Raw genomic sequence first — 15,737 nt, forward strand, 5'->3', positions numbered from 1 at the left:
GTGCCGCGCCGCCTCACCGCTGCCCGGCAGCCCCGGGGCACGCGGCACCCTCGGCCGCCTCCGCGCACAGGCTGCCCTCCACCTTGTCCAGCAGCCGCAGGAACTCGGCGCGTTCGCCCTCGTCCAGGCCGCGCAGGGTGAGTTCCTCCAGCCGCCGCCACGCGTCGCGCACCTCCTGGAGCAGCCCGCAGCTGGCCTGGGTGGCCTCCACCAGCGCCGCGCGCCGGTCCGCCGGGTCCGGCATCCGGCGCACGTGCCCGGCCTGCTCCAGGCGCTGGAGCATCTTGGTGACCGTGGAGGGGTCGAGCCCCACGGCCTTGATGAGTTCAGACTGGCGCACCGGGCCGTTGTCCCAGAGGTGCATCATCACGAACTCCTGGCCGGGGTAGAGGCCCAGTTCCTTGAGCAGCTTGCCCGCCGCCGTGCGGTGCAGCCGGGCCACCCGGCTCACGGCGTGGCTGACCGGCCCCTCCAGTTCGGCGCCGGGCGCCGCGGTACAGCCGGAGGTCGCGCCCGTGTCGGCGGCGGTGTTCATGATCGCTCCCTGGCGGTTCGGACTCGCTCCCCACATTTTACCTTGGTCGGCCAATGAATGGGTTACAGTGGCTCCCGACGGCATTACTTGGTCGACCCATTATCTTTCTGCGAGGCGACTCATGACCACCGCTTTCGACCCCATCGACCTGTCCGGCGTCCGGCTCGCCAACCGCATCGCCATGGCCCCGATGACCCGCAGCCGCGCCGGCGAGGACGGCGTACCCGGCGAGCTGACCGCCGAGTACTACGCCCAGCGCGCCTCCGCCGGGCTGATCGTCACCGAGGGCGCGCAGCCCTCCGTCGTCGGCCAGGGCTACCCGGACACCCCGGGCCTGCACACCGCCGAGCAGATCGCCGGCTGGCGGAAGGTGACCTCGGCCGTGCACGCCCGCGGCGGCCGGATCTTCGCCCAGATCATGCACACCGGCCGGATCGGCCACCCGGACCTGCTGCCCGACGGCCTCACCCCCGTCGGCGCCTCGGCCGTGACCGCGCAGGGGCAGGTGTACACGCACGAGGGCCCCAAGGACTTCGTCACCCCGCGCGAGCTGACGTCCGACGAGGTACGGGCCACCGTCGCCGACTTCGCCGCCGCGGCCCGCAACGCCGTGGACGCGGGCTTCGACGGCGTCGAACTCCACGGCGCCAACGGCTACCTCATCCACCAGTTCCTCGCCCCCGGCACCAACCTCCGCACCGACGAGTGGGGCGGCACGCCGGAGAACCGGATCCGCTTCGCGGTCGAGGCCGTCAAGGCCGTCGCGGCCGAGATCGGGCCGGAGCGCACCGCCCTGCGCCTCTCGCCCGGCAACGTCTACAACGACATCGACGAGCCGGAGCCGCGCGACACCTACCTGCTGCTCCTCAAGCAGCTGGCCCCGCTGGGCCTCGCCTACCTCCACGTCCTGGAGACCTCGCCGGAGAGCCGGGAGGTGACGCGGGCCCTGCGCGCCGAGTTCCCCGGGGTGTTCGTCCTGAACCCCGCCACCGAAGGCCCGACCGACCACCGTGCGCTGTCCCTGGTCGAGGAGGGACTGGCCGACGTGATCTCCTTCGGGCAGCTCTTCCTGGCCAACCCCGACCTGCCGGAGCGGCTGCGCACGGGCGGCCCGTACAACGCCGCGGACGCCGCGACCTTCTTCGGCGGCGACGCCCGCGGCTACACGGACTACCCGTCGCGCTGACGACCCGCGCGCCCCGGCCCGCCCTTCCCCGCCCGGGGGGCGGGGCGGGCCGGGGAATCAGCCGAATGGCGGCCCGACGTGAATCCTGCGCCGGGAAGATGTGAGGATGGCCCCATGAGCAACAACGTCTTCTTCGACATCACCATCAACGACGAGCCGGCGGGCCGGATCGTCTTCAGGCTGTACGACGAGGTCGTCCCCAAGACGGCCACGAACTTCCGCGAGCTGGCCACCGGCAAGCACGGCTTCGGCTACGAGGGCTCCTCGTTCCACCGCGTCATCCCCAACTTCATGCTCCAGGGCGGTGACTTCACCGCGGGCAACGGCACCGGCGGCAAGAGCATCTACGGCGAGAAGTTCGCCGACGAGAACTTCGACAAGAAGCACGACCGCCCGGGCCTGCTCTCCATGGCCAACGCCGGCCGCAACACCAACGGCTCGCAGTTCTTCATCACCACGATCGTCACCGACTGGCTCGACGGCAAGCACGTCGTCTTCGGCGAGGTCGTCGAGGGCATGGACCTTGTGAAGAAGATCGAGGGCCTCGGCTCCGGCAGCGGCCGCCTCGCCGCCAAGGTCACGATCGCCAAGTCCGGCATCGTCGAGTAGTCGTTCCCCCACCGGGACACCGCACCACGCGTGCAGGCCCTCCTCCGGAAACCTCCGGGCGGAGGGCCGCCGCGCGTTCCGGCCGGGTGCGGAAACGGGTAGGAACCCTGGTACGGAACCCCAGTCGGCGCCCTCCCCGGTGAGGGAACGGGCGCGTACCGTGGGGTAGGACGGACGGAGGACCCCATATGAGCGCCCTGCCCCACGAGACCCCCACCCGCACCCTGGGCGATCCGTACCGCCTCGCGGCGGGGGAGGGGCCCCAGAGCATCGCCGAACTGCGCGCCGCGCTCGCCGTCGTCTCCCCGGCCGACCTGACCGCCTTCGACGCGCGCCTCGGTGCCGCGCGCCTGGACGAGGTGCCGCTGGTGCTCACCGAGTACCGGCACGTCTGGGCCCTCCGGGCCCGCCCCGAGGTGGCGGAGGCCATCGGCGCGTCGCTGGAGGGCAGCGAGAAGGCCAGCGGCCTGGACGAGTTCTTCGCACAGTTCGACGGCGCGGGCTTCGACGGGCCCGGCTTCGGTGAGGGGGGCCGTTGAGCGACTGGCACATCCTCCTGCCGGAGCGGCTCAACCGCGAGGTCGCCGAACTCACCCCGGGCGAACGCCAGGCGCTCTACCGCGCGCTCAAGGGCCTGGCCGACGACCCGCGCGCGGACAGCGCCGCCGAACCCGTGGCCAGCGCCGAGCTCCGGCGCGTGCTGGCCGGCCCCGCCACCGACACCGGACGCCTGGTCACCGTGCTGTACCGGGTGATCTCGGACACCCGTACCGTGGCCATCATCTGGATCATCAGCGGCCCCTGAGCGCGCGGGCCCGTGCGCTCAGGGGCCGCCGGACCGCCCGCGCCCGTACGGCGACGCGCGCGGCCCCGGCCAGGCCCCGGCCCGACCTCGCGGGCGCGGCCTAGGGGACGAGGCGTACGGCCTGGTCGTGCAGCTCGTAGCGGGCGCCGACCACCGCGAGCCTGCCCGCCGCGATCCGCTCCGCGAGGTCCGGCTCGCCCCTGAGCCGGTCGCGGACCAGCCGCACGTGCGCCGTGATCGTCGCGTCGACCCGCGCCTCGCCGTGCTGCGTGCGGTCGATGGCCGGCCGGATCTGGTCGGCCAGGTACTGGATGTGGGCCGGCAGCCGCTCGCCGGTCTCGTCGGCGTGCACGGCTGCCTTCACGGCGCCGCAGGACTGGTGCCCGAGCACCAGCACCAGCGGGATCTCCAGCTCCAGCGCCCCGTACGCGACGCTGCCGAGCACCGCCTCGTCGAGCACCTCGCCGGCCGAGCGTACGGTCATCAGGTCGCCCAGCCCCTGGTCGAACACCAGCTCCGGGGGGACCCGGGAGTCGATGCAGCCCAGCACCACGGCGAACGGGTCCTGGCCGAAGACCAGTTGGCGGCGGACCGCGGGCGACTCGTGCGGGTGGCGCTGCCGGTTCGCGCGCCAGCGCCGGTTGCCCGCGGCCAGCTCGCGCAGGGCCTCGGCCGGGGTGCCGGGACGGGGGCCGGAGCCCGCCGGCGCGGCGGCCGCGGGCAGCGCCCCGAGGGTCAGGCCGCCACCGGCGACCGCGGTGCCGGCCACGGCCGCGCGGAGCAGGCCGCGGCGGCTCGTACCGCGGCTCCCGGCGAGCGCGGCTGACGTGCCGGCCGTGGCGGGGTCGAGGGATATCGGGGGAGTGTCTCTGCTGTCTCTCACCGGCGGACCGTAACCCTTGGCCAGAGGTGAGAACCGCCCAACTTCCCGGTATCGAAGGGGAATCGGACAGACAACGACGGAAAGCGACCGCCCCCGCGTCCACCTGCTGGACAGGCAGCCAAATGGCTGCCTATAGTGAATGGGCAACCTCGCGGTTGCCTATGGGAGGGGTGGAGATGGACGAGGTCTTCAAGGCGTTGGCGGACCCCAGCAGGCGCGCCCTGCTGGACCGGCTGAACGCGCGGAACGGCCAGACCCTGCGCGAACTGTGCGCCGGCCTGGACATGACGCGCCAGTCCGTGAGCAAGCACCTCGCCGTGCTGGAGGACGCGGGTCTGGTGACCGCCGTCCGGCACGGCCGGGAGAAGCTGCACCACCTCAACGCCGAGCCGATCAACGCCGTCGCCGAACGCTGGATCCGTCAGTACGACCGCGAGCGGGTACGCGCGCTCGCCGACCTCAAGAGAGCCCTGGAGGAACCCGCCGTGGACGCCGACACCCCCGCCACCGCGCCCCCCGGAGGCGCAGCCCCCGGTCCCGACGCCTTCGTCTACACCACCCACATCAGGACCACCCCCGAGCGGCTCTGGGAGGCCCTGACCTCCCCCGCCTTCACCCGCCGCTACTGGGGCCTGGCCTTCGAGACCGACTGGAACGCCGGCTCCCCCATGCTGTGGGAGCAGAACGGCGCCCGCATCGACGACCCCGCCCAGGTCGTCCTCGAAGCCGACCCCTTCCGCCGCCTCGCCTACACCTGGCACACCTTCACCCCCGAATGGGCCGCCGCCGTCGGCGTCTCCGAGGAGCTCCGCGCCCGGCTCGCCGACGAACGCCGCTCCCGGGTCGCCTTCACCCTCGAACCGCAGGGCGAGACCGTCCGGCTCACCGTGGTCCACGACGGCTGGGAGCCCGGCGCCACCGGCCTCGGCATGATCCGTGAGGGCTGGCCCGCACTGCTCTCCAGCCTCAAGACCCTGCTGGAGACCGGCGAGCCCCTGCCGGAGCCCGCCGCCTGACCGCCCGCGGGCCCCCGGCGGACCTCCTGTGCCATGCTGGGAAGGGCTCTTCCCATCGGGTGTGCGAGGCGCGGCCATGAGTACGGACAGCGGTACGGCGGCGAAGGTCATCGACGAGGCGTACGACACCCTCGCCAAGGAGTTCCGGGGCCCGCTCGTGCGCCCCGACGACCCGTCCTACGCGACGGACCGCAGGATCTGGAACGGCGCGGTCGACCGCCGCCCCGCCCTCATCGCCCGCTGCGCCGGGGTCGCCGACGTGATCACCGTCGTACGCTTCGCCGCCTCCGCCGGACTCCCCGTCGCCGTGCGCGGCGGCGGCCACAGCTTCCCCGGGCACTCCGTGTGCGACGACGGCATCGTCGTCGACCTCTCCCCGATGCGCGGCATCCGCGTCGACCCCGAGCAGCGCACCGCCCGCGCCCAGGCCGGCGTACTCCTCGGCGAACTCGACCACGAGACCCAGGCGTTCGGCCTGGCCGTACCGGCCGGCGTGGTCACGCACACCGGCCTCGCGGGCCTCACCCTCGGCGGCGGCATCGGCTGGCTGATGCGCGCGTACGGGCTGACCGTCGACCAGCTGCTCTCGGCCGACCTGGTCACGGCCGACGGCAGCCTGGTCACCGCCGACGAGAACCGGAACGCCGAGCTGTTCTGGGGCCTGCGCGGGGGCGGCGGGAACTTCGGCGTGGTCACCGAGTTCACGTTCCGGCTCAACCCCGTCGGCCCCGAGGTGCTGGCCGGCCCGCTGATCTGGCCCATGGAGCGGTCCGCGTCCCTGCTGCGCTTCTACCGCGACTGGATCACCGACGTGCCGGACGGCCTGACCACCGTCGTCATGCACCGCAAGGCCCCGCCCCTGCCCTTCATCCCGCCCGAACTGCACGGCGCGCCCGTGGTCATGGTCGTCTGCTGCCACATCGGACCGGTCGAGGAGGGCGAGCGCGTCCTCCGGCCGCTGCGCGCCCAGGGTCCGCTGCTGGACCTCTGCGTGCCCAAGCCCTTCACCGCCCACCAGGCGATGTTCGACCCCTCCTTCCCGCACGGCCGCTGGTACTACTTCAAGGCCCTGGACGTGGCCCGGCTGACCGACGAGGTCATCGACGTGGTCGCCGAGCACGCCGCCCGCATCCGCTCCCCGTTCACCAGCTTCCCGATCTTCCAGCTCGGCGGGGCCGTCGCCCGGACCGGCGACGACGAGACGGCCTACACCGGCCGGACCGCCGGCCACACCGTCAACCTCAACGCCATCACCGAGGACGCCGAAGGCTTCGAGGCGGAGCGGGAGTGGGCCCGGGAGTTCTGGTCCGCCCTGGCACCGCACCAGACGGGCGTCTACGTCAACTTCCTGATGAACGAGGGCGAGGACCGCGTCCGCCAGGCCTACGGACCGCAGAAGTACGACCGCCTGCGCCGCCTCAAGGCCCACTACGACCCCGACAACCTCTTCCACCTCAACCAGAACATCCCCCCGGCCGCCGCCTGACACCCCCCGCCGCGTCCGGCGAGCCCCGCTACGGCTCCTCCTCCCCGGCCTCCAGCCCCGCCGGCACGGCGGCCCGCAGCGCCCGCGTCACCGCGGCCACCCCCGGGTGCGCCGCCCCGCCGCTGCGGTACGCGACCTTCGTCCGGCGCCGCACCGGCAGCCGGGCCAGCGCCACGCCCGCCGGCGGGTCCACCACCCCGAGCTGCGGCACGACCGCGACGCCCTGGCCCGCGGCCACCAGGGCCAGTACGGTGCCGAACTCGTCCACCCGGTGCCGTACCCGGGGAGAGAACCCGGCCGCCTGGCACGCCCGCACCGTCACCGCCTCGCACAGCGTCCCCGGCGTCGCCGTGATCCACGGGGCGTCGCGCCAGCGCGCGAGCTCCCGCAGCCTGGCCTCCGCCGGCACGGCTGAGGCGGCCTCGGCAGCGGTGGCGGGGGTGGCCAGGTACATGGACTCGCCGCACAGCGGCTCGGTGTCCAGGCCCGGCTCCCGCAGCGCCGGCACGAAGTCGTAGTCGTGGATCAGGGCCACGTCCAGGTCGCCGGCCCGCAGGGCGTGCGCCACCCCTGCCGGGTCGATCTCCGAGACCATCGGTTCGAGGTTCGGGTGCCGTACGGCCAGCTCCGCCAGGGCGGCGGGCACGATGGACCGGGTCGCGGTGGGGAACGCGCCGATCCGCAGGGGGCCCGCCGGCCCGTGCCGGACCTCCGCCAGCTCCGCGGCCGCCCGCTCCAGGCGTTCCAGCACCGCCTCGGCATGGCGCACCAGGTTCTCGCCGGCCGGGGTGAGCCGCACCCGCCGCCCGGTCCGCTCCAGCAGGGGGACCCCCGCCTCGCGCTCCAGGGCGGTGAGCTGCTGGGAGACGGCCGAGGGGGTGAAGGCCAGGGCCTCGGCGACGGCGGCGATGGTGCCGCGGAGGGCGAGTTCGCGCAGCAGGCGCAGGCGGCGTACGTCGAGCATCAGCACAGCTTACGTTTTGCCTCAGAAAAGCGAACTGGACCTGAGTATTCGGTCGGGGCGAGGCTCGGGGCATGGCACTCGACTTCTCCCCGCAGGGGATCCACGTCCCGCTCGTCACCCCCTTCGCGCCCGGCGGCGGGATCGCCCTCGGCGCCCTGGAGGCGCTGGCCCATGCGGTGCTCGACGAAGGGGCCGCCGGACTGGTGGCCCTGGGCACCACGGGCGAGGCGGCCGCCCTGGACGACGGCGAGCGGTCGGCCGTGGTCGACCTCTGCGCCCGGGTCTGCCGCGAGCGCGGGGTGCCCCTGACCGTCGGCACGGGCGGGTCCGACACCCTGTCCGCGGAACGGGCGCTGGCCGGGCTGGCCCGCCGGCCGGACCTCGCGGCGGCCCTGGTGACGGTGCCCTCGTTCACCCGGCCCTCGCCCGAGGGGGTGGTCGCCCACTTCACGCGGCTGGCCGCGGTGAGCCCGGTGCCGCTGGTGATCTACCACATCCCGTACCGCACGGGCCGCCCGCTGGACGCCGCGACCCTGCGGGCGCTGGGCCGCATCCCGGGCGTCGCCGGGGTCAAGTACGCGGTGGGCGGCATCGACCAGGACACCGTGGACCTGCTCGGCGACCCGCCGGCCGGGTTCGCCGTGCTGGCCGGGGACGACGTGTTCGCCTCGCCGCTGCTCGCCCTCGGCGCGGCCGGGGCGGTCCTCGCCTCCGCGCACCTGGCCACCGGACGCTTCGTGGAGCTGGCCGACGCCTGGCGTGCGGGGGAGGCCGGGCGGGCCCGGGAGCTGGGCCACCGGCTGGCCCGCCTCTCGGCCGCCGCCTTCGCCGAGCCCAACCCGGCCGTCGTCAAGGGGGTGCTGCACGCGCAGGGCCGCATTCCGACCGCGGACGTGCGGCTCCCGCTGCTACCCGCCCGGCCCGGGTCGGTGGACGCCGTGCTCAAGGAGCTGGCCGAGCTGGGGGCGTGAGCAGGGAGAACGCCGCGCGGGCCCGTCGTCGTGTGACGGCGGGCCCGCGGGCGTGGGGTGGCCGGCGCGTGGCGCGCCGGCCGGTGACCACTACTCGATGACGAGCTCGACCGGGATGTTCCCGCGGGTCGCCTTGGAGTAGGGGCACACCTCGTGGGCCTGCTTGACCAGCAGCGTGCCGGTCTCGCCCTCCAGGGCCTCCGGCAGCTCGATGCGGAGGGTGACGGCGAGGCCGAAGCCGGTGCCGTCCTGGCCGATGGAGGTCTCGGCGGTGACGGACACCTCGCTGGTGTCGACCTTGGCCTGCCGGCCGACCAGGCCCAGGGCGCTGGAGAAGCAGGCCGCGTAACCGGCCGCGAAGAGCTGCTCGGGGTTGGTCCCCTGACCGTTGCCGCCGAGCGCCGGGGGCATCGCGAGCGGCAGGTCCAGCTGGCCGTCGGAGCTGACGGCGCGGCCCTCGCGGCCGTTGGCGGTGGCGACGGCGGTGTACAGCGCGTCCATCAGGGGCTTCCTCTCGTGGCGTGGGCACCCACCGGCTGCGGCCGGGGGAGCGGCGGCCTGTCCGGCCGTGCCACTAATAGAGCACACAATTCAGTTGTGCACAACTGAATGGCTCCCGAGGTAAGCTGGAGCACATGAGCGAGCACTGGACCGAGAACGTTCCCGACGAGGCCTTCCTCCGGCTGGACGGGCAGATCTGCTTCTCGCTCAACGCCGCCTCCCGCGCCTTCGGCGGGCTGTACCGGGTGATCCTCAAGGACCTCGACCTCACCTACCCCCAGTACCTGGTGATGCTGCTGCTCTGGGAGCGCGGCCCGATGCCCGTCAAGGACCTCGGCCATCACCTGCGCCTCGACTCCGGCACGCTCTCGCCGCTGCTCAAGCGGCTGGAGGCGGCCGGCCTGGTGCGCCGGGAGCGGAGCACGGAGGACGAGCGGTCGGTCTCCGCCCACCTGACCGACGCGGGCTCGGCGCTGCGGGAGCGGGCCGCGGCCGTCCCCCGCCGGATCGCGGCGGCCACCGGGTACGGACTGGCGGAGATCCAGGACCTCCAGGCGCGGCTCGACCGGCTGACCGCCGCCCTGGACGCGGCGGCCCTGTCCGAAGCCTGAGGCCGGGGGCCGCGGCGAACTCCGGCCGGCGGCTCCGCGCGGTTTGCCTCAGAGGCAAGGAGGATTGCCGGTCAGGCAAGAATCTGGCTCAATCGGGGCATGGAACCCGCCCCCGAAGAGGGCCCAGGCCAGGGCCCTGCCGCGCCGGCCGAAGAGCTTCCGGCCGTCGCCCCGCAGCTGCGCGAGCTGCGCCGCCGTACCGGACTGACCCTGGAGGCCGCCGCCGCCCGGGCCAGGCTCTCGCCGGCCCACCTGTCACGGCTGGAGACCGGCCAGCGCCAGCCCTCGCTGCCGATGCTGCTCGGGCTCGCCCGTACCTACGGTACGACGGTCTCGGAGCTGCTGGGCGAGACCCCGGCCGCTCCCGACCCGATCGTACGGGGCGGGGGAGCGGGGGCCCGCGAGGCCGACGGCTGGACGTACTGGCAGGCGGGCGGCTCCGGGCGCGGCATGCAGGCGCTGCGGGTGCACGTCCCGTACGGCCGGTCGCAGGGCGAGCTGGTGCGCGTCCACCCGGGCGAGGAATGGCTGTACGTGCTGACCGGGCGGCTGCGCCTCCACCTGGGCGAGACCGAGTACCTCCTGGAGCCGGGCGACAGCGCCCACTTCGACTCCCTGACGCCCCATCGCATCGCCGCCGCCCAACAGGGCGGCGCCGACCTGCTGTTCGTCCACACGCTGCTGCAGAGCGCCCTGGCCGGGCTGTGTCTGGGCGGCACGCCCCGGCCCAAGATCTGAGGAGACCGCCATGCCGGACAACGTCACCGCCGCCGCGGCACACGAAGCCGCCGGACCCGCCGGGGCGCCCGCGGGGGACCGGGTCGAAACCAAGTTCCCGCGGGGCCTGGTCATCCGCCTCTTCGCCTACCTCTTCGCGGGGCACGCCTTCGCGGCGTTCCTCTACCTGCTCTTCGAGCTGGGCTCCCGCTCCAACCCCTGATCCCCCCACCCCACACGCGCGAACGCGGCGGCCGGTGCAGTGCACCGGCCGCCGCGTGGCGTCCCCGCCCCTGCGGGGAGGCCGGAACGGGGACACGGACGGCGGGCCCGGCCCCGCGGGGGGCCGGGCCGGCGGCCTCAGAAGGAGAAGACCGCGTCGCTGCTGTGCTCGAGCGCGCAGCGGTTCGCGAACGTGTGCCGGAAGGACACCCGGGTGCCTTCCCAGATGCCGTCCGCCGTCACGGTGAGCGGACGCCACTCGCGGGTGCACATCGCACCCGAGCCGGTGGCGGCGAGGGTGTCGAACGCCGCGTTGGAGGCGCGGAGTTCGGTACACGCGCCGGCCGGGTCCGGGTGGGTGCCGGTGGCGGTGGGCATGCAGCTGAGCGTCACGGCGCGCAGGACCGTTCCCTCCTCGACGTCGTCCCCGTCGACGAGGGTGAGCACCAGGGCGGACGGCGCGTACAGGCGGGCCGCCCCGGTCTGGGCGGCGTCGGCGGGGGCGACGCCGCTCAGCGCGGTGAGGGCGGTGAGCGCCGTGGTCGTGGCAGCCAGCCCCAGGACCCGTGTCATGGACCGCATTTCGAACACTCCCTGTGTGTGGATTCGGATTGCGGACGTGAGTCTTGCCGAACCCGGCGGCTGATGCCCGGTCATACCATCGGTTTCGGTCGCTGGTTGTGACCGTTTGAGTGCAGGTTGTGCTCGTTCCAGTGCGCTGACCAGTACGAATGCGATCGGATGATTCGGCTGAAGAAAGCCGTACCCGATTGTTGATCAAGCAAATTTAAGGTGAATAAATCCTTGAGCCATCGAATGGAAGGCTCTGAGGCTCAACTCGACGGCGGTGAGGGCGAGTTGGGGGATTCCGCTTTCTGGTCTAGACCTTGACAGGTCCAGACCATTTCGGTTCAGTGGGCGGCAAGCCCCCCACGGCAACTCCCCCCACGCAAGGAGCAGTTACGTGTCCCGAGCGCCGTTCCGCCCCGCCCTCGCCACCGTCACCGCCATCGCCGCGGCCGCCGCCTCCCTCGCGATCGCCCTCCCCGCCGCCTCCGCATCCGCCGCCGCACCCTGCGCCGCCCCCTGGGCCGCCTCCGCGGTCTACACCGGCGGCGCCACCGTCTCCCACAACGGCCGCAACTGGGGCGCCAAGTGGTGGACCCAGGGCGAGACGCCCGGCACCACCGGAACCTGGGGCGTCTGGGCCGACCAGGGCGCCTGCGGCGACGGCGGCGGCACCGATCCGGGCCCCGGCCCGGTCGACCCGTCCGGATTCGTCGTCACCGAGGCGCAGTTCAACGAGATGTTCCCGAACCGCAGCGCCTTCTACACGTACGCCGGCCTCAAGGCCGCCCTCGCCGCCTACCCCGGCTTCGCCAACACCGGCAGCGACACCGTCAAGCGCCGGGAGGCGGCCGCCTTCCTGGCCAACGTCTCCCACGAGACGGGCGGCCTCGTCCACGTCGTCGAGCAGAACACCGCCAACTACCCGCACTACTGCGACGCCGCCCAGCCCTACGGCTGCCCCGCGGGCCAGGCCGCCTACTACGGCCGCGGCCCCATCCAGCTCAGCTGGAACTTCAACTACAAGGCGGCCGGCGACGCGCTGGGCATCAACCTGCTCGCAAACCCCCACCTCGTCGAGCGGGACGCCGCCGTGGCCTGGAAGACCGCCCTCTGGTACTGGAACACCCAGAACGGCCCGGGCACCATGACCGCCCACGCCGCCATGGTCAACGGCGCCGGCTTCGGCGAGACCATCCGCTCCATCAACGGCTCACTGGAGTGCAACGGCGGCAACCCCGCGCAGGTCCAGAGCCGCATCGACGCCTACCAGCGGTTCACCCGGATCCTGGGCGTCGACCCCGGCGGCAACCTCGGCTGCTGACCGGCGCCCCGAAAGCCGCGTGGGGGCGGCGGTGCCCGCCCCCCACCGCCCCCACGCGCCCCAAGCCCCCTCCGCCGCTACTGGCCGAGCTCCAGCACCCGGCCCGTCTCCGTGCCCTCGACGGTCCGGACGTACGCCTGGGCCACCTCGGCCAGCGGCACCGGCGGGAAGCCGGGGAAGAAGTCCCCGTACGCGTCCAGCGACTCGGTGAACACCGTCGGGCTCACCGCGTTGATCCGCCGCGGCGCGATCTCCGGGGCGGCCGACCGGACGAACGCCTCGACCGCGCCGCTCGCCATCGCCGCCGCCGACGCGGTCGGCACCGGACGGCGCGCCGTGATCCCCGTGATCAGCGTGAAGGAACCGCGCGGCGCGACCACGTCCAGCCCCTGCCGGACCAGCTCCAGCTGCGCCAGCACCTTCCCCCGGAACGCCGCGGTCCAGTCCTCCGGGGTCATCCTCCCCACCGGCTTGTACGGGACGTCGCCGGCCGCGCTCGCCACCGCGTCCAGCGGGCCCGCGGCCGCGTACATCGCAGCGATCTGAGCCGGGTCGGTCACGTCGTACCGCAGGTCGCCGCCGGAACGCCCGACGGTCACCACCTCGTGGCCGCGGCCGGACAGGGTCTGGTGGACGGCGGAGCCGAGCGTGCCGCCCGCGCCGATCAGGAGGATTCGCATGCCCCGACGCTAGGCGAGCCGCCACGGGCCAGGGAAATGCCTCTCGCGCGGCATTTATGCTTGGCGGTCATGAATGTGGATCTGCGGCACCTGCGGGCCCTCGTGGCGATCGGCGAGGAGGGCACCATCACCGGCGCGGCGGCCGCCCTCCACATCAGCCAGCCCGCCCTCTCGCGCACCCTGGAGCAGCTGGAGAGCCGCCTCGGCACCACCCTCGTGGAGCGTACGACCCGCCGCCTGCACCTCACCCCGGCCGGCCTGCGGCTCCACGAGCACGCCCACCGGATCCTGAACCAGCTCGACGACGCCCTCACCGAGGCCGCCGCCGGCTCCCGCCCCCTGCGGATCGGATTCGCCTGGGCGGCGCTCGGCGAGCACACCGTGCGCCTGCTGCGCGACTGGCGCCGCGACCACCCCGCCACCGCCCTCCGCGTCCACCGCGGCGAGGACCCCGCGGCCGCCCTGCGCCGGGGAGAGCTCGACGCAGCCTTCGTCCGCGTCCGCCCCGACGACCCCGGGACCGCCTCCGTCGCCCTCTACCAGGAGCCGCGGATCGCCGCCCTCTGCGCCGACGACCCCCTCGCGCACCGCGACGCGGTCACCCTCGCGGACCTCGCCGCCCGCCCCGTCGTCCTCTGCTCCACCGCGGCCACCACCGACGCTCTGTGGCCCGCGGGCCCGCCCGCCGCCCTGGAGGTCGCCAACGTCGACGAATGGCTCACCGCCATCGCCACGGGCGAGGCCGTGGGCGTCACCGCGGACGCCACCCGCCACAGCCACCCGCACCCCGGCGTGGTGTACCGCCCCCTCGCCGACGCCGGACCCGTGACCGTCCACCTCGCCTGGCCGCGCACCGGCGCCCACCCCGCCGTCACCGCCTTCCGCGACCACGCCCGCCGGACCCTCGCCGCCAGGCCCTAATTCGGTTGTCCGGCCCATGCCGGGCGGCCTAGAACTGCCGGGTGATACGAGGAGAGAAGACCGGGCTGCGCGCCCGGCACCCCGAGGACGTGCCCCTGCTCCACGCCGAGCTGTACGACGACGTCCCCGGCCACGCACGCGCCGACACCAGGCCCTGGGTGCCCTGGCCCCCCGCGCACGACGAATCGCCATACGCCGTACGGCCCCCGGGCGACCGGGACGCCTGCTTCTCGGTGGTCGAACTGTCCACCGGCGAGCTGGCCGGCGAGGCCGTCCTCTGGGACGTCGACCTCCACAACCGCGGCGCCCACCTCGGCCTCGCCCTGCGCCCCGCGTTCCGCGGCCGGGGCCTGGGCGGCGAGGTCGTCCGGCTGCTCTGCCACTACGGCTTCACCGTCCGCGGCCTCCACCGCCTCCAACTGGAGACGCTGGCCGACAACGCCGCGATGATCGCCGCGGCCGAGCGGAACGGCTTCACCCGCGAGGGCGTGCGGCGCAGCGCGGCCTGGGTGCACGGCGAGTTCCTCGACGAACTCGTGCTGGGCCTCCTCGCCGACGAGTGGACCCCGCCCGCGGCATAGGCCGCACAGCGCCCGTACGGAGACGGCGGCCCGTACGCGAGCAGCCGGACGCGAGTGCCCCGTACGCGAGCGGCCCGGCCCCGGGAAGAGATCCCGGGGCCGGGCCGCTCGCGTGGAGCCGTACGGGGCGGCTCAGGCCAGGATCAGCCGGCCCCCGCCGCCGTCCTGCCCCAGGCACTCGCGGTCGATCGCCCGGTTCAGCGCGGCCGGGGAGGCCGCCGCGGCCAGCCGCAGCTCGATGATGGCCCGGACCGCGGGCCACTCCTCGTCCAGGATCGAGTAGAAGGCCGTACTGCGCACCGCGCCGTCCAGCCCCCGCGAATGCGCCCGGCGGACGCCCTCGCAGGTGGCCCCGAGACGCTCGATCGCGGCCCGCGAACGGGTGTTCCGGGCGTCCGCGCGCAGCGAGATGCGGCGCACGCCCCAGGTCTCGAAGGCGTGCCGCAGCATCAGCAGCTTCATCTCGGCGTTGATCCCCGTCCCCTGGGCGCGGGGCGCCAGCCAGGTGTTGCCGATCTCCGCCGCATCGGGCACCGCCGTCGCCGGATCGCCGTACGGCACGCCCGGCACGGAGGGCCACACCATGGGGCCCTTCCAGTAGTCCAGCTCCAGGAAGCGTGTGGAACCGACCACCCGGCCGTCCGCGGCACTGATCACCGCGAACGGCAGCATCCGGCCCGCCGCCTGTTCGGAGAGGGCATGGTCGATATACCGCTCGGCCGCCTCCAGGCCGTGGGGCACGGGAGTGAAGGCGTACGACGTACGGTCCTCGGCACCGGCCTCGGCGAGAGCGAGGGCGTGGTGGGGTGCGAGGGGCTCCAGCCGCGCGATGCGGCCGGTGAGGGCTACGGGTACAGGCACGGGCCCTTCGGTCCTTCGGATGTCGGAGTGTGCCCCGCACCGTGGTCATGGTGCGAAGGCGGTGGTACAGCATGCGACCGAGGCATGGCTGGGGTGGGAAAGGAAGGGTAAAGCGAGAGGGGCGGTCAGGTGAACGCGGGGCTCTACCTGCCGGGGTGACGCGGCGCCGCGATTGGAATTCGCGGATCGGCGACGGGCTCACCATAAGGCCTAGCCGGTCTTTGGAGAAGGTGGTGGGAGCATGTGGCTGACCACGTTCTCGCCCCGCCCCCCGACAGGCCCCTGACCTGGGGCGGG

Annotated in this window: 20 protein-coding genes; 13 read left to right on the plus strand and 7 right to left on the minus strand. The window is 73.9% G+C overall.

The window, feature by feature from the left end; genetic code table 11:
• Positions 1 to 13: 13 nt before the first annotated feature.
• A complete protein-coding gene (locus ACIQUQ_RS25475; RefSeq protein ID WP_403979979.1) occupies positions 14 to 535 on the minus strand; it encodes a MarR family winged helix-turn-helix transcriptional regulator in 522 nt (173 codons plus the stop codon).
• Between the two features lie 121 nt (positions 536 to 656).
• Between ACIQUQ_RS25475 and ACIQUQ_RS25480 the strand changes: the two genes are divergently transcribed.
• From ACIQUQ_RS25480 to ACIQUQ_RS25495, 4 genes are all read left to right on the plus strand, one after another.
• On the plus strand, positions 657 to 1,721 hold the full coding sequence (locus tag ACIQUQ_RS25480) for an alkene reductase (protein WP_403979982.1): 1,065 nt from the start codon (positions 657 to 659) through the stop codon (positions 1,719 to 1,721).
• A 114-nt stretch (positions 1,722 to 1,835) separates the two neighbouring features.
• Positions 1,836 to 2,330, plus strand: coding sequence for a peptidylprolyl isomerase (locus ACIQUQ_RS25485; RefSeq protein ID WP_403979985.1), 495 nt, complete (start codon positions 1,836 to 1,838; stop codon positions 2,328 to 2,330).
• Between the two features lie 188 nt (positions 2,331 to 2,518).
• Positions 2,519 to 2,869 carry a hypothetical protein gene (locus ACIQUQ_RS25490; RefSeq protein WP_403672614.1) on the plus strand — a complete coding sequence of 117 codons (351 nt, stop codon included), beginning with the start codon at positions 2,519 to 2,521 and terminating at the stop codon, positions 2,867 to 2,869.
• Positions 2,866 to 3,135: a hypothetical protein gene (locus tag ACIQUQ_RS25495; protein WP_399951157.1), complete on the plus strand. Its 270-nt coding sequence runs from the start codon at positions 2,866 to 2,868 to the stop codon at positions 3,133 to 3,135. Before ACIQUQ_RS25490 ends, ACIQUQ_RS25495 begins: the two co-directional genes overlap by 4 nt.
• 100 nt (positions 3,136 to 3,235) lie before the next feature.
• Here the strand turns inward: ACIQUQ_RS25495 and ACIQUQ_RS25500 are convergent, their stop codons facing one another.
• Positions 3,236 to 3,991 (minus strand): carbonic anhydrase, encoded by a 756-nt coding sequence (locus ACIQUQ_RS25500; protein WP_403980091.1) that lies wholly within the window; start codon positions 3,989 to 3,991, stop codon positions 3,236 to 3,238.
• Between the two features lie 203 nt (positions 3,992 to 4,194).
• Here ACIQUQ_RS25500 and ACIQUQ_RS25505 point away from each other — a divergent pair, with 203 nt between their 5' ends.
• On the plus strand, positions 4,195 to 5,034 hold the full coding sequence (locus ACIQUQ_RS25505; protein ID WP_403979988.1) for an ArsR/SmtB family transcription factor: 840 nt from the start codon (positions 4,195 to 4,197) through the stop codon (positions 5,032 to 5,034).
• A gap of 76 nt (positions 5,035 to 5,110) precedes the next feature.
• Positions 5,111 to 6,520, plus strand: coding sequence for an FAD-binding oxidoreductase (locus tag ACIQUQ_RS25510; RefSeq protein ID WP_403979991.1), 1,410 nt, complete (start codon positions 5,111 to 5,113; stop codon positions 6,518 to 6,520).
• Between the two features lie 28 nt (positions 6,521 to 6,548).
• On the opposite strand, the gene ACIQUQ_RS25515 is transcribed toward ACIQUQ_RS25510, so the two are convergent.
• Positions 6,549 to 7,484: a LysR family transcriptional regulator gene (locus tag ACIQUQ_RS25515; RefSeq protein WP_403979994.1), complete on the minus strand. Its 936-nt coding sequence runs from the start codon at positions 7,482 to 7,484 to the stop codon at positions 6,549 to 6,551.
• Between the two features lie 71 nt (positions 7,485 to 7,555).
• Here ACIQUQ_RS25515 and ACIQUQ_RS25520 point away from each other — a divergent pair, with 71 nt between their 5' ends.
• Positions 7,556 to 8,455, plus strand: coding sequence for a dihydrodipicolinate synthase family protein (locus ACIQUQ_RS25520; RefSeq protein WP_403979997.1), 900 nt, complete (start codon positions 7,556 to 7,558; stop codon positions 8,453 to 8,455).
• 90 nt (positions 8,456 to 8,545) lie between these two features.
• Here the strand turns inward: ACIQUQ_RS25520 and ACIQUQ_RS25525 are convergent, their stop codons facing one another.
• Positions 8,546 to 8,956 (minus strand): organic hydroperoxide resistance protein, encoded by a 411-nt coding sequence (locus tag ACIQUQ_RS25525; RefSeq protein ID WP_403979999.1) that lies wholly within the window; start codon positions 8,954 to 8,956, stop codon positions 8,546 to 8,548.
• A gap of 134 nt (positions 8,957 to 9,090) precedes the next feature.
• Between ACIQUQ_RS25525 and ACIQUQ_RS25530 the strand changes: the two genes are divergently transcribed.
• The 3 genes from ACIQUQ_RS25530 (at position 9,091) to ACIQUQ_RS25540 (ending at position 10,507) form a co-directional block, all read left to right on the plus strand.
• Entirely contained in the window at positions 9,091 to 9,567 is a 477-nt protein-coding gene (locus ACIQUQ_RS25530; protein WP_403980002.1) for a MarR family winged helix-turn-helix transcriptional regulator, read from the plus strand.
• Between the two features lie 99 nt (positions 9,568 to 9,666).
• Entirely contained in the window at positions 9,667 to 10,305 is a 639-nt protein-coding gene (locus tag ACIQUQ_RS25535; RefSeq protein WP_403980005.1) for a helix-turn-helix domain-containing protein, read from the plus strand.
• Between the two features lie 10 nt (positions 10,306 to 10,315).
• Complete coding sequence (locus tag ACIQUQ_RS25540; protein ID WP_403980008.1) at positions 10,316 to 10,507, plus strand: DUF6126 family protein; 192 nt, start codon at positions 10,316 to 10,318, stop codon at positions 10,505 to 10,507.
• Positions 10,508 to 10,644: 137 nt separating this feature from the next.
• Here ACIQUQ_RS25540 and ACIQUQ_RS25545 read toward each other — a convergent pair whose 3' ends face one another.
• Positions 10,645 to 11,088, minus strand: coding sequence for an SSI family serine proteinase inhibitor (locus ACIQUQ_RS25545; protein WP_403980011.1), 444 nt, complete (start codon positions 11,086 to 11,088; stop codon positions 10,645 to 10,647).
• 427 nt (positions 11,089 to 11,515) lie between these two features.
• Here ACIQUQ_RS25545 and ACIQUQ_RS25550 point away from each other — a divergent pair, with 427 nt between their 5' ends.
• Complete coding sequence (locus ACIQUQ_RS25550; RefSeq protein WP_403980094.1) at positions 11,516 to 12,397, plus strand: glycoside hydrolase family 19 protein; 882 nt, start codon at positions 11,516 to 11,518, stop codon at positions 12,395 to 12,397.
• A 77-nt stretch (positions 12,398 to 12,474) separates the two neighbouring features.
• Here ACIQUQ_RS25550 and ACIQUQ_RS25555 read toward each other — a convergent pair whose 3' ends face one another.
• Positions 12,475 to 13,077: a short chain dehydrogenase gene (locus ACIQUQ_RS25555; protein WP_403980015.1), complete on the minus strand. Its 603-nt coding sequence runs from the start codon at positions 13,075 to 13,077 to the stop codon at positions 12,475 to 12,477.
• Between the two features lie 69 nt (positions 13,078 to 13,146).
• Between ACIQUQ_RS25555 and ACIQUQ_RS25560 the strand changes: the two genes are divergently transcribed.
• Entirely contained in the window at positions 13,147 to 13,998 is an 852-nt protein-coding gene (locus ACIQUQ_RS25560; RefSeq protein ID WP_403980018.1) for a LysR family transcriptional regulator, read from the plus strand.
• 41 nt (positions 13,999 to 14,039) lie between these two features.
• Complete coding sequence (locus tag ACIQUQ_RS25565; protein WP_403980021.1) at positions 14,040 to 14,579, plus strand: GNAT family N-acetyltransferase; 540 nt, start codon at positions 14,040 to 14,042, stop codon at positions 14,577 to 14,579.
• A 132-nt stretch (positions 14,580 to 14,711) separates the two neighbouring features.
• Here ACIQUQ_RS25565 and ACIQUQ_RS25570 read toward each other — a convergent pair whose 3' ends face one another.
• On the minus strand, positions 14,712 to 15,440 hold the full coding sequence (locus tag ACIQUQ_RS25570) for a GNAT family N-acetyltransferase (protein ID WP_399951196.1): 729 nt from the start codon (positions 15,438 to 15,440) through the stop codon (positions 14,712 to 14,714).
• Between the last annotated feature and the right edge of the window lie 297 nt (positions 15,441 to 15,737).

This window comes from Streptomyces sp. NPDC101118, from assembly GCF_044759445.1.
Classification (GTDB): domain Bacteria; phylum Actinomycetota; class Actinomycetes; order Streptomycetales; family Streptomycetaceae; genus Streptomyces.

Excerpts from the sequence above, each read along its gene's own strand:
- ACIQUQ_RS25475 (WP_403979979.1), bottom strand. The coding sequence starts at position 535 with ATGAACACCGCCGCCGACACGGGCGCGACCTCCGGCTGTACCGCGGCG.
- ACIQUQ_RS25480 (WP_403979982.1), top strand. The coding sequence starts at position 657 with ATGACCACCGCTTTCGACCCCATCGACCTGTCCGGCGTCCGGCTCGCC.
- ACIQUQ_RS25485 (WP_403979985.1), top strand. The coding sequence starts at position 1,836 with ATGAGCAACAACGTCTTCTTCGACATCACCATCAACGACGAGCCGGCG.
- ACIQUQ_RS25490 (WP_403672614.1), top strand. The coding sequence starts at position 2,519 with ATGAGCGCCCTGCCCCACGAGACCCCCACCCGCACCCTGGGCGATCCG.
- ACIQUQ_RS25505 (WP_403979988.1), top strand. The coding sequence starts at position 4,195 with ATGGACGAGGTCTTCAAGGCGTTGGCGGACCCCAGCAGGCGCGCCCTG.
- ACIQUQ_RS25510 (WP_403979991.1), top strand. The coding sequence starts at position 5,111 with ATGAGTACGGACAGCGGTACGGCGGCGAAGGTCATCGACGAGGCGTAC.
- ACIQUQ_RS25515 (WP_403979994.1), bottom strand. The coding sequence starts at position 7,484 with ATGCTCGACGTACGCCGCCTGCGCCTGCTGCGCGAACTCGCCCTCCGC.
- ACIQUQ_RS25520 (WP_403979997.1), top strand. The coding sequence starts at position 7,556 with ATGGCACTCGACTTCTCCCCGCAGGGGATCCACGTCCCGCTCGTCACC.
- ACIQUQ_RS25525 (WP_403979999.1), bottom strand. The coding sequence starts at position 8,956 with ATGGACGCGCTGTACACCGCCGTCGCCACCGCCAACGGCCGCGAGGGC.
- ACIQUQ_RS25530 (WP_403980002.1), top strand. The coding sequence starts at position 9,091 with ATGAGCGAGCACTGGACCGAGAACGTTCCCGACGAGGCCTTCCTCCGG.
- ACIQUQ_RS25535 (WP_403980005.1), top strand. The coding sequence starts at position 9,667 with ATGGAACCCGCCCCCGAAGAGGGCCCAGGCCAGGGCCCTGCCGCGCCG.
- ACIQUQ_RS25540 (WP_403980008.1), top strand. The coding sequence starts at position 10,316 with ATGCCGGACAACGTCACCGCCGCCGCGGCACACGAAGCCGCCGGACCC.
- ACIQUQ_RS25545 (WP_403980011.1), bottom strand. The coding sequence starts at position 11,088 with ATGCGGTCCATGACACGGGTCCTGGGGCTGGCTGCCACGACCACGGCG.
- ACIQUQ_RS25555 (WP_403980015.1), bottom strand. The coding sequence starts at position 13,077 with ATGCGAATCCTCCTGATCGGCGCGGGCGGCACGCTCGGCTCCGCCGTC.
- ACIQUQ_RS25560 (WP_403980018.1), top strand. The coding sequence starts at position 13,147 with ATGAATGTGGATCTGCGGCACCTGCGGGCCCTCGTGGCGATCGGCGAG.